This window comes from Salinicola lusitanus, from assembly GCF_003206045.1.
GTDB lineage: Bacteria > Pseudomonadota > Gammaproteobacteria > Pseudomonadales > Halomonadaceae > Salinicola > Salinicola lusitanus.
Map to the genome: position 1 here is coordinate 235,494 of NZ_PZJM01000009.1, position 14,113 is coordinate 249,606.

Below are 14,113 nucleotides of genomic sequence, written 5' to 3' on the forward strand. Positions count from 1 at the left end.
GGTGCGCTTTCCGGCCAGACGGGCTCGGCCCCTCCACCCAAAGTCGCATCGACCAATGCGCTATATCGCGGGGCCGAGGTCACGGCCGATTGACTTCGACAAGGCGGGCTGCCGCGCCAACGACAGGCAAAAAAAAGGCCCATCCCGAGGGATGAGCCGCTGGTTCGACGGGCCCGCGCTGGCGGACCCGGTGCTAGGGCCTTGTCACGCAACGAAGCCTGGGCGGATTCGACGCGCAACCGGAAGGGACGGGCCCCTAGATGTCCAGATTGGCCACCAGCGCGAAGCGCTCGATGAAATCACGACGCGGCTCGACCTCGTCGCCCATCAGGGTATTGAACATCTGGTCGGCGGCGACGGCATCCTCGATGGAGACCCGCAGCATGCGTCGTGAGCCCGGATCCATGGTGGTCTCCCACAGCTGATCCGGGTTCATCTCCCCCAGCCCCTTGTAGCGCTGGATGCTGAGCCCGCGTTGCGCTTCCAGCATCAGCCACTCGAGCGCATCGTAGAAGTTGCCGATCGGCTTCTGGCGCTCGCCACGGGCGATATAGGCGCCCTCTTCGATCAGGCCATCGAGGGTCTCGCCCAGGGTGGCCAGCGCGCGATAGTCGGCGCTGCGGAAGAAGTCGATACCCCAGACATAATCCGTGGTCACGCCGTGAGCCGTCAGCGCCACGCTCGGCATCCACAGGCCGCGCTCGGTGTCTTCCTGCAGTTGGAAGGTATAGCGCGGACCGCCCTCGTGGGCGATCAGCGAGTCCATCGCCACCTGGAGCTCGTCGATCCAGTTCTGCATGGTGTTGCGGTCGTCGAGATTGGTTTCGTCGAGCTTGACCGCGTGGACCATCTTGCGCAGCACGGCATTGGGATAGACCCGTGACAGCCGGTCGATGCGCTTCATCACGTCACGATACTGGTTGACCAGCGCTTCCAGGTTCTCGCCCGCGATGCCCGGCGAGTCCGCGTTGACGTAGAGCCGCCCGCCGTCCAGCGCCGTGGTCGTGAGGTAGTCGGTCATCGCCTGCTCGTCCTTCAGGTACATCTCCTGCTTGCCGCGCTTGATCTTGTAGAGCGGCGGCTGGGCGATGAAGACGTGGCCACGCTCGATCAGCTCCGGCATCTGGCGGAAGAAGAACGTCAGCAGCAGCGTACGGATGTGCGAGCCGTCGACGTCGGCATCGGTCATGATGATGATCGAGTGGTAGCGCAGCTTGTCCGGATTGAACTCCTCGCGCCCGATGCCGCAGCCCAGTGCGGTGATCAGCGTGCCCACCTCGGCGGACGAGAGCATCTTGTCGAAGCGCGCCTTCTCGACGTTGAGGATCTTGCCCTTGAGCGGCAGGATCGCCTGGGTACGCCGATCGCGACCCTGCTTGGCGCTGCCGCCGGCGGAGTCGCCCTCCACCAGGTAGAGTTCGGAGAGAGCGGGGTCCTTCTCCTGGCAGTCGGCCAGTTTGCCGGGCAGCCCGGCGATATCCAGCGCCCCCTTGCGCCGGGTCATGTCGCGGGCCTTGCGCGCGGCTTCCCGGGCACGGGCGGCATCGATCATCTTGCTGACGATCGCCTTGGCCTCGTTGGGATGCTCGATCAGGTAGTCGGAGAATTGACGGCTCAGCTCCTGGTCGACCGCGGTCTTGACCTCGGAAGAGACCAGCTTGTCCTTGGTCTGCGACGAGAACTTGGGATCCGGCACCTTGACCGAGATGATCGCGGTGAGACCTTCACGGGCGTCGTCGCCGGCGGTCGCCACCTTGGCCTTCTTCTGGATCTCTTCCGCTTCGATGTAACTGTTGAGGGTGCGCGTCAGCGCCGCGCGGAAGCCCGCCATGTGGGTGCCGCCGTCACGCTGCGGAATGTTGTTGGTGTAGCAGAACACGTTCTCGGTGAAGGTGTCGTTCCACTGCATCGCCACTTCCACGGCGATACCGTCTTCACGCTGGATCTCGAAGTGGAAGACCGGGTTGATCGCGGTGCGATTGGTGTTGAGGTGGTCGACGAAGGCACGCAGGCCGCCTTCGTAGTGGAACAGCTCCTCGCGGCCGTCGCGCTCGTCGACCAGGCGAATGGCGACGCCGGAGTTGAGGAACGACAGCTCGCGCAGACGCTTGGCGAGGATGTCGTAATGAAACTCGATATTGGCGAAGGTATCGCTGGACGGCTTGAAGCTGATCTGGGTACCGGACTTCTCGGTCTCGCCGACGATGGCGAGCGGCGCCTGCGGCACACCATGGTGATAGATCTGTTCGTGGACCTGGTTGTTGCGCCAGATGGTCAGCTTGAGCTGCTCCGAAAGCGCGTTGACCACCGAGACCCCCACGCCGTGCAGGCCACCGGACACCTTGTAGGAGTTGTCGTCGAACTTACCGCCGGCGTGGAGCACGGTCATGATGACCTCGGCCGCGGAGACGCCTTCGGCGTGGATATCGGTGGGAATGCCACGGCCGTCGTCGGAGACGGTCACCGACTCGTCCGGATGGATGACGATCCGGATCTCGCTGCAATGACCGGCCAGCGCTTCGTCGATGGAGTTGTCGACGATCTCGAACACCATGTGGTGCAGCCCGGTACCGTCATCGGTATCGCCGATGTACATGCCGGGACGCTTGCGCACCGCGTCCAATCCCTTGAGGACCTTGATGCTCGATGAATCGTAGGCCTGTTCGCTCATTGCTCACTCCATGGTGAAATCATTCCGAATGCAGCCGCCCGCCGGCCAGTGTCGATGCCACGACATCCGTTTGTGGCTGCCAGACGTCGGCCAGCGCCGCGCGATCGACGCTGGTGATGAAGACCTGGCAGTTGAGCCGCTCCAACCATTGGCAGAAGATCCGCCGATGATCACCGTCGAGCTCCGCTGGCAGGTCGTCGATCAGGTAAAGGCAGGTGCCTCCCGTCAACTGCTCTAGCAGGCGCCCCTGGGCCAGTTTCATGGCGCTGACCACCAGTTTCTGCTGACCGCGCGACAGTACCTCCACCGCGGGATGGCGGCCGACGCGAATACGCAGGTCGGCACGCTGCGGCCCCTGCTGGGTAAAGCCCATCTGGCGATCGGTGTCGCGCCCGGCCTCGAATACCTCCAGCAGGGCCCGCTGCCGATCCCAACCCCGCGAGTAGCGCAGCGTCAGATCCGGCAGTGGCAACAGCGCCGCCAGGGTCTCTTCGAACACCGGCAGGAAGCGCGTCATGTAACTCGCGCGCAGCCCGTCCAGACGCTCGCTCCAGTGGGCGAGTTCACGCTCCCAGACATGGATCGACTGGACGTCGATTCTATCATGTCTGAGCAGGGCATTCCGATGTTTCAAGGCCCTTCTGACCCGCTTCCAGCTGTCCAGAAACTCCCGCTCGGCGTGAAACACGCCCCAATCGAGGAACTCGCGTCGGGCGGCCGGCGAGCCTTCGAGAAGACGGAAGGCGTCGGGGTTGATCAACTGCAGCGGCAGCGCCTCGGCCAACTGGGTGATGCGCGAGGCGCGTTCGCCATTGATCCGCAGCTCGAGCTCGGTGCCATCGCGGCGGCGACGTACCCCGACCGGCAGTGGCGGATCGCCGGCCAGCCGCCCGAACAGCGTCACCTCATCGGCGTCGTGGTCGATCAGCGCCTTGAGCTTCTGGGTCCGGAACGACCGCGCCATCCCCAGCACGTGGATGCCCTCCAGCAGCGAGGTCTTGCCGCTGCCGTTGGGCCCGGTGATCAGATTGATGTGCGGCCCGGGCGCCATCTCGAGCGCACCCAGATTGCGCAGGCCGTGAAAACTCAACCGATCGAGCGGCATGGCACGTGACAACTCATGGCAAGAGACAAGAGGAAACGCCCGACCACCGCGGAAGACGTTGGCGAGAGATGATCGGCCACACCGACGCTGACGGGTAATCGGCGAGCGCGATGAAGCGCGCGGCGCAGGCCGCCCGAAAAGCGAGACATAACAACGGGGTTAGGCGAGCTTGACGGGCGGCGTGCAACAACGCGATTCGCGCGCGCAGCCATTACCGCTCGTCAAAGGCGCATCGGCATGACGACGTAGCGCGCATCCCCACCACCCGGCTCTTCCATCAAGGCCGAGCTGTTGGCGTCCGACAGCGTCATCTGCATGCGGTCGGCATCCAGCACGTTGAGCACGTCGATCAGATAACCGACGTTGAAGCCGATCTCCAGCGCGTCGCCCGAGTACTCGATGCTGACGTTCTCCTCGGCCTCTTCCTGCTCGGGATTGTTGGCCATCACCTTGAGGTTGTTCTCCTCGAGGTGGAGGCGCACGCCGCGGTACTTCTCGTTGGAGAGGATCGCCGTACGCGCCAGGTTCTGGCGCAGCTCGCCGCGCTCGGCGATGAACACCTTGTCGCCGCCCTTGGGAATGACCCGGTCGTAATCGGGGAACTTGCCATCGACCAGCTTCGAGGTGAAGGTGAATTCACCGGTGTTGGCGCGGATGTGGTTGGAGCCCAGCATCAGCTCGACCGGCTCGTCGCTGCCGTCGAGCAGACGCGTCAGCTCCAGCACGCCCTTGCGCGGCACGATCAGCTTGCGCGGTGCCTCCATCTCGATCTCGGCGCTGCGTTCGCAGACCGCCAGACGGTGGCCGTCGGTGGCGACCGTGCGCACCAGATGGTCGGCCAGTTCGAGCAGCATGCCGTTGAGGTAGTAGCGCACGTCCTGCTGGGCCATGGCGAACGAGGTCGAGTCGATCAGGTATTTCAGCGTGCCCCGCGGCAGCGACAGGGTGGTGTCGTTCTGGCCATCTTCGATGTTGGGGAACTCGGCCACCGGCAGCGTGGAGAGCGTGAAGCGCGAACGCCCGGCGCGCAGCACGACACGGCCGTCCTCCAGCGAGAAGCTGATGTCGGACTGGTCCGGCAGCGACTTGCAGATATCCATCAGCTTGCGCGCCGGCACCGTGACGGACCCTGGCTCGTCCACCAGCGCCGGCGTGGCACGGCCGATCAATTCCACCTCGAGATCGGTACCGGTCAATGCCAGTTGTTCGTTCTGGACTTCGATCAGCACATTGGAGAGCACCGGCAGGGTCTGGCGGCGCTCGACCACCCCGGCCACCAGCGTCAGCGGGCGCAGCAGGGCTTCGCGAGAGATGGAAAATTTCATTGGGGCTCCGTTGTTGGTTCAATAAGCCTGAAGTTGAATCCGGTAACCGGTGGATCGCTTTGCATCATGGGACGGACGAGCAGACCGTCGGGCCGCGCCGTCTCATTCTTGCCGTGCCGGTCGTCGCTAGCAATCCCCGCGGCCAGGGAATTCGTCACGCGCCGCCTCAACTGGTCAGCAGTCGCATCAGATTCTTGTAGTCCTCGCGGATGTCCGCGCTCTCCTCCTTCAGCGCCACCACCTTGCGACAGGCGTGCAGCACCGTCGTGTGGTCGCGGCCACCGAAGGCATCGCCGATCTCGGGCAAGCTGTGGTTGGTCAGCTCCTTGGCCAGCGCCATCGCCACCTGGCGCGGCCGCGCCACCGAACGCGAGCGGCGCTTGGAGAGCAGATCGGCCAGCTTGATCTTGTAGTATTCCGCCACCGTGCGCTGGATGTTCTCGATCCCGACCTGCTTGTCCTGCAGTGCCAGCAGATCCTTGAGCGACTCGCGGATGAAATCCTGGGTGATCGGCTTGCCCATGAAGTGGGAGTCGGCAATCACCTTCTTCAGCGCCCCCTCCAGCTCGCGCACGTTGGAACGGATTTTCTGGGCAATGAAGAACGCCGCATCGTGGGGCAGATCGACCTCGGCCTGATCCGCCTTCTTCATCAGGATCGCCACCCGGGTCTCGAGTTCCGGCGGCTCGATCGCCACCGTCAACCCCCAGCCGAAGCGCGATTTCAGGCGCTCCTCGACGCCGCTGATCTCCTTGGGATAGCGATCCGAGGTCAGGATCATCTGCTGTCCGCCTTCCAGCAAGGCGTTGAAGGTGTGGAAGAACTCCTCCTGGGAGCGCTCCTTGCCGGCAAAGAACTGGATATCGTCGATCAGCAGCGCATCGACGCTGCGATAGAAACGCTTGAAATCATTGATCGCGTTGAGCTGCAGCGCCTTGACCATGTCGGCGACGAAGCGCTCGGAGTGGAGATAGACCACCTTGGCGTTGTCTCTGAGACCCGCGAGGTGGTTGCCCACCGCATGCATCAGGTGGGTCTTGCCCAGACCCACGCCGCCGTAGAGGAACAGCGGATTGTAGGCCCCGCCGGGGTTCTCGGATACCTGGCGCGAGGCGGCCCGCGCCAGCTGGTTCGACTTGCCCTCGACGAAGGTTTCGAAGGTGAAATTGGGATTGAGTCCGCTGCCGTGCTTGAGGCTACCCTCGACCTGGACCTGGCGTTCGCTGCCCCGGCGTCCACTCTCTTCGCGTTCACGGGTTCGATCGAGCTGCTTCTCCTCGGCCGCCTCGTTGGAGCGCGGGCTCGTCTGAATCCCCGGCGCCGTGGATCGCTGAGGCTGACGACTCGGGGCGGAAACCGGCGCGCCAAGATCCCGCGGCGACACCGCCGCGGCCCGCCGGCTCCCCACCGTCAGGTGGACCTTGGGAGGCTTGCTGCTGGAGGCAACCTCGCGCAACAGTTCGTTGATCCGCTTCAGGTACTTGTCGCTGACCCAATCACGGACGAATCGGTTGGGGGCCAACAGACAGAGTTCGTCCACTTCGCCGTCCTCGGCCTGCAGAGGACGAATCCAGGTATTGAATTGCTGAGAGCTCAATTCATCCTGCAGCGAGTTCAGACATTGTTGCCAGAGAGCGACAGACACACGACCTCACCGAACGTTGAGAGAGAATAGAAAAAACGGCCGCACATTGTAGCGTCGGCCTGCCAGGTTATCCACACGAAGTCGACTTTCCAACAACTGTGGATAACTCGCCCGTCACCGCTGGCAATACTGTGGATGTCCAGGGTAATCCGCGTGGACAAGGCGGTGTGGACGGTCTTGCCACACGCCGGCGATCCTCACCCTATGCACGGCTCGTTCGCAACTTCCCCACAACCCAAAAAAAGCCATTAAACCAATGATAAATATTGATTTTATAAGGTTATCCACAAAGGTTATCCCCGTCGTTAACCACATGGTGTGATTGACACCCTCGAGCAACTTCGATCTCGCATCCCGAGCCGATTACCGGCATCGCCACGACAATCGTCGATGGCCACTCACGCCACGGGTCTCCCGTTCGGGGCGTAACGGCTGGCGATCCACTCACAACGGGGTGTGGATAATTCACGGAAAAATTGCACCCGAACCGCGGATTCACTAGAATTCCCGCTCTTGAGTCGAGTGAGCCCGCTTCCCGCGAATGCGCCGGGCGTCCCGCTTCAACCAGTTTTCTTTAGAAATCAACTAATTGGGAATTAGCAACTATGAAACGCACCTTCCAGCCCAGCGTTCTGAAGCGTAAGCGCGTCCACGGTTTCCGCGCCCGCATGGCCACCAAGAACGGCCGTCAGGTCATTGCCCGTCGCCGTGCCAAAGGCCGTAAACGCCTGAGCGCCTGATCGGACGCCGGGTGTCCGATCAGCGTTTTCCCCGGCAGTTGCGGTTGCTGAATGCCGGGGACTACAAGCACGTCTTCGACCACGCTCCCTACAAGGTCCATGGTAAAGGATTGCTGGCGTTGGCCCGACCCAACGCTCTGGGCCATCCACGGATCGGGTTGATCTTCAGCAAGAAGAACGTGCGCCGTGCCGTCGACCGCAATCGCCTCAAGCGCCTCGTGCGCGAATCCATTCGCCATCAACAGCATCGTTTACCGGCAGTGGATATCGTCATACTCGCGCGACGAGGGGTACATGAGCTGGACAACGCCAGCGTCGCCCGCCAGCTCAATGGCATGTGGCGACGCCTGGAGAAGTCCGCTCGCCAGATGCGTCAAGACGTTTCGTCTTCCTGATCGGACATCCCCGCGCCGAAGGCCGGGGAGCACCGGCGAACCTCGCCGGTCGATCGCCGATGCCCGGCGCCCACCGACCCATTCCCTTACCGGGCAGACCCCTATATGGATTTGAAACGACTCCTTTTCGTGATTCCGTTGGCCGTGCTGGCCTACCTGCTGATCATGCAGTGGAATCAGGACTACGGTCAGCACGTCGTGAACAACCCGGCGCCGGAGATGGCGGCCTCATCGGGTAACGGCAATGACGGCGAGGGCAGCGCCCTGTCTGCGCCGACGGGCAGCAACGGTAAAGCCAAGCCGATTCAGGACGACATGCCCGCCGACGCCGATCCGGCCAAAGGCAGCAACCTGATCCAGGTCCAGAGCGACGTGCTGGACCTGCGTATCAATCCCAACGGCGGCGATATCGTCTACGCCGCGCTGTTCGGTCATGACCAGGCGCTCGACTCCGATACCCCCTTCGTTCTGCTCAGCGACAACAACGTGCGCAGCTACGTGGCCAAGTCGGGGCTGCAGATCGAGGGCCACTCCGGCCGGATCCCGTTCACCGCCGACCAGAACAGCTACAAGCTCAGCCAAGGTGAAGACTCGATCAACGTCGACCTGCATGGCAGCGTCAACGGCGTCGATATCATCAAGCGCTTCGTGATCGACCGCGACAGCTACGCGATCAAGGTCGAATACCTGATCGACAACGAGAGCCAGCAGCCGGTCACCGCCCGCTTCATCGGCCAGCTCGCCCGCGACCAGAGCGCCGACCCGACCAGCGGCCAGGGCGTCGGCATGCACTCGTTCCTGGGCGCCGCGTTCTCCTCGCCGGACGAGAAGTACAGCAAGGTCGACTTCGACGACATCCGCAAGGGCAACTTCCAGAACCGCGACGTGAAAGGTGGCTGGGTCGCGATGATCCAGCACTACTTCACCTCCGCCTGGGTGCCCAACCCGGATCAGCAGAACCTCTATTACGGCAGCGTCGACAATCGCGATCGTACCGTCGCCGCCTTCGCCGGACCCAACCAGACCCTCGAGCCCGGCCAGAAGGCGACGCTCGCTGCCACCCTGTTCGTCGGCCCGAAGGTGCAGGATCGCCTCGAGGCGGTGGCACCGAACCTGGAGCTGACCGTCGATTTCGGCTGGCTCTGGTTCCTGGCCAACCCGCTGTTCTGGCTGCTGGAGAAGATCCATGGCCTGATCGGCAACTGGGGCTGGTCCATCGTCCTGCTGACCGTCTGCGTCAAGATCGTGCTCTTCCCGCTGGCGGCCAAGGCCTACAAGTCGATGGCCCGGATGCGCAAGATGGGCCCGGAGATGAAGCGGCTCAAGGAGCAGTACGGCGACGATCGCCAGAAGATGTCGCAGGAGATGATGAAGTTCTACCAGAAGGAGAAGATCAATCCTCTGGGAGGCTGCCTGCCGATGGTGATCCAGATGCCGGTGTTCATCGCGCTCTACTGGATGCTGATGGAGTCGGTGGAGCTGCGCCACGCGCCCTTCATCCTGTGGATCCATGATCTCTCGGCCAAGGACCCCTACTTCATCCTGCCGATCATCATGGGCGCCACCATGCTGCTGCAGCAGTTCCTGAACCCGACCCCGCCGGACCCGATGCAGGCGAAGATCATGAAGATGCTGCCGGTGGTCTTCACCTTCTTCTTCCTGTGGTTCCCGGCCGGTCTGGTGATCTACTGGATCGTCAACAACTCGATCTCGATCCTGCAGCAGTGGTTCATCACCAACAAGGTGCTCAAGGAGGATGCCGGCAACGGCAAGGCCGTGAAAGCCAAAGGCTGACACGGCTCTCCCCCGCACCACCAGACCCCCGCCCCGGCGGGGGTCTGGCGTTTCAGGCTCTGGCTTTTCCGCACTGGCATTCCACCGAGAGCCCTCGGACAATGCCCGCCAGGCCAGCTACGATATCGATTCTCGGAGAAGCTCATGAACGCGCCGTCCCCCTCTGCCCACGCGCCGCTTTACCGCCAGGACACCATCGCGGCCCTGGCTACGCCCCCCGGGCGCGGCGGCGTCGGCATCATCCGTATTTCGGGGCCGTCGGCAGAGGCCCTGGCGGAGCGCATTCTCGGGCATCATCCGACCCCGCGATACGCCCACTACGGGCCGTTCCACGGTGAGGGTAGCGTCATCGACGAAGGCATCGCCCTCTACTTCCCCGGCCCGAACTCGTTCACCGGCGAGGACGTGCTCGAGCTCCAGGGCCATGGCGGTCCGGTACTGATGGACATGCTGCTGGAGCGCTGCGTGGCGCTCGGTGCGCGGCTGGCCCGGCCCGGCGAGTTCTCCGAGCGCGCCTTCCTCAACGACAAGCTCGATCTGGCTCAGGCCGAGGCGATCGCCGACCTGATCGACGCCAGCTCCCGCGCCGCCGCGGAGAACGCCCTGCGCTCGCTGCAGGGCGAATTCTCCAGCCGCGTCTCGCAACTGGTCAGCGAGCTGATTCAACTGCGTCTCTACGTCGAGGCCGCCATCGACTTCCCCGAGGAGGAGATCGACTTCCTCGCCGACGGCGTGGTCGCCGCCAGGCTGGCAGCCCTGCGCCAGACGCTGGAAACCGTCCGTGCCGCCGCCAACCAGGGTGCATTGATGCGCGAGGGCATGAGCGTGGTGATCGCCGGGCGACCCAACGCCGGCAAATCGAGCCTGCTCAACCGTCTCACCGAGCGCGACAGCGCCATCGTCACCGAGATCGAGGGCACCACTCGCGACGTGCTGCGCGAGCATATTCATCTCGACGGCATGCCACTGCACGTGATCGACACCGCCGGCCTGCGCGACACCCCGGATGCGGTGGAGCAGATCGGCGTCGCCCGCGCCTGGACCGAGATCGAGAAGGCTGACCGCGTACTGCTGCTGGTCGACGCCCGCACCACGCAAGAGACCGACCCTCAGGCGATCTGGCCCGAGTTCGTCGCACGCCTGCCCCACCCCGAGCGGCTGACGCTGGTGCGCAACAAGATCGACGAGAGCGGCGAGGGCAGCGATTTCGACCTATCCACAACGCCTCCGGTGATCCGGATATCGGCGGAGACCGGCGCCGGTGTGGATAACCTCAAGACCCACCTCAAGGCGGTGATGGGATTCGATGCCACCACCGAAGGCCGCTTCTCCGCCCGCCGCCGTCATCTCGATGCGCTCGACCGAGCGGCCCAGGCACTGGCCAGCGGCACGGCCCAGCTCGAGGGCGCCGCCGCCGGCGAGCTGCTCGCCGAGGACCTGCGCGACGCCCAGCAGTCGCTCAACGAGATCACCGGCGAGTTCACCGCCGACGATCTGCTCGGCGAGATCTTCGGCAGCTTCTGCATCGGCAAGTAAAACGGCAAGTGAGCCGATTAGAGGTGATATACGGCTCATCTTTTGAGCCGAATAGGCTTACCGGGATTTTCGCCAGTGCCTCAGGCCAGACGCCTGGGCCGGCACCCCTCGCTCGCCGGCTCGCCCACCATCTCACCTACCCGCGCCACCGCCCGGGCGATCGCGGCATCGAACACGGCGTGGTTGAGGCGCAGGCAGTGGCGATACTTGCCGGTGGCGGAGAACATCACGCCGGGGGCGATACGAATCTCCTCCGCCATCAGCCGCTCGTTGAGCGCGACGGTGTCGATATCTCCCTCGCACTGCAGCCATAGCATGAAGCCCCCGGCCGGATAGCTGACCCGGGTCGAGGCCGGAAAGGCGTCGGCGATCACGTCCAGCATCAGATTGCGGTTGCGCTGATACTGGGCCCGCATCCGGCGCAGGTGGGGATCGTGGTGCCCCTCGCGGATGAACTCGGCCACCGCCATCTGGCCGTGGGTGGCGGTAGCGCCGGTACCGACGTACTTCATGTGCAGCGCCCGCTCGTGATAGCGGCCGGGCGCGATCCAGCCGAGCCGCAGCCCCGGGGCCAGGGTCTTGGAAAACGAACTGCACAGCAGCACCCGCCCCTCCTCGTCGAAGGACTTGATCGTCGCCGGGCGTGGGAAGGCGTAGCTGAGATCGCCATAGACGTCGTCTTCGATGATCGCCACGTCGAAGCGCTGCGCCAGGGCGTAGAGCGCCCGCTTGCGCTCGAGCGACAGCGTATAACCGAGCGGGTTGTTGCAGGTCGGCGTCACCTGGATGGCACGAATCGGCCACTGCTCCAGGGCCAGCTCCAGCGCCTCCAGGCTGATCCCGGTTTCGGGGTCGGTGGGAATCTCCATCGCCTTCATGCCGTAGGCGCGAATCGACTGCAGGGCGCCATAGAAGCTCGGCGAATCCACCGCGATGATGCCGCCGGGTTCGCACACCGCACGCATGGCGATCGAGATCGCCTCGTGACAGCCGGTGGTGACCACGATGTCGTCGGGGTGCAGCCGGCAACCGTGGCCGACCGCGAGGCGCGCGATCTGTTCACGCAGTTCGGGGCGGCCATGCAGCGTATCGTAGTTGAGCCCGATCAGATCCTGGCGCCGGATGACACGGGACAGCGCCCGGAGCAGCGGCTTGAGCGTCGGCGCATCGATGTCCGGCATCCCTCGGCCCAGGTTGTGCATGCTGGCATCCGGCAGCACGCAGGTGCCCTCGCGCACCTGTTCCCACTGCGAGACTTCCACCGGCCGCTGCGCCGTTCGTCCGGCCGGTGGCGGCAGCGGCCGCTCCCGCTGTAGCGAGACGAAATAGCCCGACTTGGGCCGCGCCTCGATCAGTTGGGCGTCTTCCAACTGGTGGTAGGCGTGCTGCACGGTAGAGAGGCTGACCCCATGTGCCTGCGCCAGGGCGCGCACCGAGGGCAACCGGTCGGCGGGCCGGTAATAGCCCTTCTGGATACGCTCGCGCAGATGATCGGCCAGTCGTTCGTAGCGATGCATGGGACCTCCGGAGACCATGGCCTCATTGTGTATGCTCGTTGCCGTCACTTCACGATACAGATGAGGCCAAAGTCCGGCATACAGATGGCTTCATCGGGCTTCTGTATCTTTTATATAGCATTTTTCTGGATCTGTATGGCACTACCTCCTTCGCCTTAATCTGGACCCCACATTCAGATACCGGGAGTCGTCCCATGCGCCTTGCCCTGTTTTCTCCGCTGTTTCCGGCTTTCTTCCGCTGGAGAGCCGCGTCGAGCACAAGTCAGAAGCCCTGCACCCAGGACACCCGAGGCGTCTACCGCCCCGGGCCCTGGATGCGCTGGCGTACCCGCCAGCAATTGGCCCAACTGGATGCGCGGCAGCTGGCGGATATCGGATTGACGCGAGCCCAGGCCGATAGAGAGGTACGTCAAGCCTTCTGGCGCTAGTCTCCAACCCCGAGAAGAGGTTCATCCACGACAAGGAGAGGACATGAGCCAAGCGTTACGAACTCAGATGCCGGTCGGAAAACGCCAGCCCCATCGCTACCTTCTGCTGGATGTCTTCACCGATACCCCTTTCGCCGGCAATCCACCGGCGGTATTCCCCGATGCTGCCGACCTAGATGGCGATGCCATGAAGCGCATCGCCAAGGAACTCAATCTTTCGGAAACCGTATTCATTACCGATCGCCAGCAGATCGATAACGTCAGCATTCGGATATTCACTCCCGGGGGAGAAATTCCTTTTGCAGGACACCCCACCGTGGGTACCGCTTGCTTGCTGAGAGCGCTGGGGTGGCACGATGGTGAGCGCCCCCTGCTGTTGAGGGAAGGCGTTGGTGATGTGCCAATCCGCTTCATGGGCAACCGTGCGCGCCTGACCACGGCGATGCCGCTCAAGATCACCGAGTCTCCTCTCACGATCGAGATGGCAGCAGAATCACTCGGCCTGCCGACGAGCGCCATTGCCTCACGACCCGTGGCGGCGTCCTGCGGGATACGATTCAATTTGATCGAGATAGCCGACCTCGACAGTCTCCGCCAGGCCCAGGTCAACGGCGCCCGACTTCAAGCCGTGTTCCCGAATCCCGCTGACCGCGATCTCTATCTCTATGTTCGCCAGTCGGCACGGCAGCTGCGCACACGCATGTTCGCACCCTCGATGGGGATTCCCGAAGATCCCGCCACGGGTAGCGCCGCAGCGCCTCTGATCGGTTATCTCTCCCGCCAGGAGTCCTTCGATCGAACGCTGGACTGGCACGTGATACAGGGCGTCGAGATGGATCGCCCAAGCCATATCTACGGCCAGGTCGAACATGGGACCCACGGAGACATCATTCATATCGAAGGCGAATCCGTCATCATCGGCGAGGGGACTCTCTATCTCTGAGCGACATTCTCCCG

The 14,113-nt window shown here is 63.6% G+C and carries 11 protein-coding genes; 6 read left to right on the forward strand and 5 right to left on the reverse strand.

Annotated features, from left to right (window positions below):
- Nucleotides 1-256: 256 nt before the first annotated feature.
- The 4 genes from gyrB to dnaA all read right to left on the reverse strand — a co-directional run bounded on the left by gyrB (nt 257) and on the right by dnaA (nt 6,746).
- Nucleotides 257-2,671, reverse strand: a complete 2,415-nt coding sequence (gene gyrB, locus DOM45_RS14420) for a DNA topoisomerase (ATP-hydrolyzing) subunit B (protein WP_110601622.1) — start codon at nt 2,669-2,671, stop codon at nt 257-259.
- Between the two features lie 19 nt (nt 2,672-2,690).
- Nucleotides 2,691-3,776 (reverse strand): DNA replication/repair protein RecF, encoded by a 1,086-nt coding sequence (gene recF, locus DOM45_RS14425; RefSeq protein WP_110601624.1) that lies wholly within the window; start codon nt 3,774-3,776, stop codon nt 2,691-2,693.
- A 221-nt stretch (nt 3,777-3,997) separates the two neighbouring features.
- A complete protein-coding gene (dnaN, locus tag DOM45_RS14430) occupies nt 3,998-5,101 on the reverse strand; it encodes a DNA polymerase III subunit beta (RefSeq protein WP_110601626.1) in 1,104 nt (367 codons plus the stop codon).
- Between the two features lie 166 nt (nt 5,102-5,267).
- Nucleotides 5,268-6,746, reverse strand: coding sequence for a chromosomal replication initiator protein DnaA (dnaA, locus tag DOM45_RS14435; protein WP_110601628.1), 1,479 nt, complete (start codon nt 6,744-6,746; stop codon nt 5,268-5,270).
- Between the two features lie 605 nt (nt 6,747-7,351).
- On the opposite strand from dnaA, the gene rpmH reads away from it, so the two are divergent.
- The 4 genes from rpmH (at nt 7,352) to mnmE (ending at nt 11,211) form a co-directional block, all read left to right on the forward strand.
- On the forward strand, nt 7,352-7,486 hold the full coding sequence (gene rpmH, locus DOM45_RS14440; protein ID WP_019019264.1) for a 50S ribosomal protein L34: 135 nt from the start codon (nt 7,352-7,354) through the stop codon (nt 7,484-7,486).
- An 11-nt stretch (nt 7,487-7,497) separates the two neighbouring features.
- The gene (rnpA, locus tag DOM45_RS14445; protein WP_110601631.1) at nt 7,498-7,881 is read left to right on the forward strand and encodes a ribonuclease P protein component; all 384 of its coding nucleotides are present in this window, start codon (nt 7,498-7,500) and stop codon (nt 7,879-7,881) included.
- Between the two features lie 105 nt (nt 7,882-7,986).
- Nucleotides 7,987-9,675 carry a membrane protein insertase YidC gene (yidC, locus tag DOM45_RS14450; RefSeq protein ID WP_110601633.1) on the forward strand — a complete coding sequence of 563 codons (1,689 nt, stop codon included), beginning with the start codon at nt 7,987-7,989 and terminating at the stop codon, nt 9,673-9,675.
- A 144-nt stretch (nt 9,676-9,819) separates the two neighbouring features.
- Nucleotides 9,820-11,211, forward strand: coding sequence for a tRNA uridine-5-carboxymethylaminomethyl(34) synthesis GTPase MnmE (mnmE, locus tag DOM45_RS14455; protein ID WP_110601634.1), 1,392 nt, complete (start codon nt 9,820-9,822; stop codon nt 11,209-11,211).
- 80 nt (nt 11,212-11,291) lie between these two features.
- On the opposite strand, the gene DOM45_RS14460 is transcribed toward mnmE, so the two are convergent.
- The gene (locus DOM45_RS14460; protein WP_205909475.1) at nt 11,292-12,728 is read right to left on the reverse strand and encodes an aminotransferase-like domain-containing protein; all 1,437 of its coding nucleotides are present in this window, start codon (nt 12,726-12,728) and stop codon (nt 11,292-11,294) included.
- 194 nt (nt 12,729-12,922) lie between these two features.
- Here DOM45_RS14460 and DOM45_RS20240 point away from each other — a divergent pair, with 194 nt between their 5' ends.
- Entirely contained in the window at nt 12,923-13,156 is a 234-nt protein-coding gene (locus tag DOM45_RS20240) for a DUF1127 domain-containing protein (protein ID WP_205909476.1), read from the forward strand.
- A 43-nt stretch (nt 13,157-13,199) separates the two neighbouring features.
- Nucleotides 13,200-14,099 carry a PhzF family phenazine biosynthesis protein gene (locus DOM45_RS14470; RefSeq protein ID WP_110601637.1) on the forward strand — a complete coding sequence of 300 codons (900 nt, stop codon included), beginning with the start codon at nt 13,200-13,202 and terminating at the stop codon, nt 14,097-14,099.
- Nucleotides 14,100-14,113: the final 14 nt, after the last annotated feature.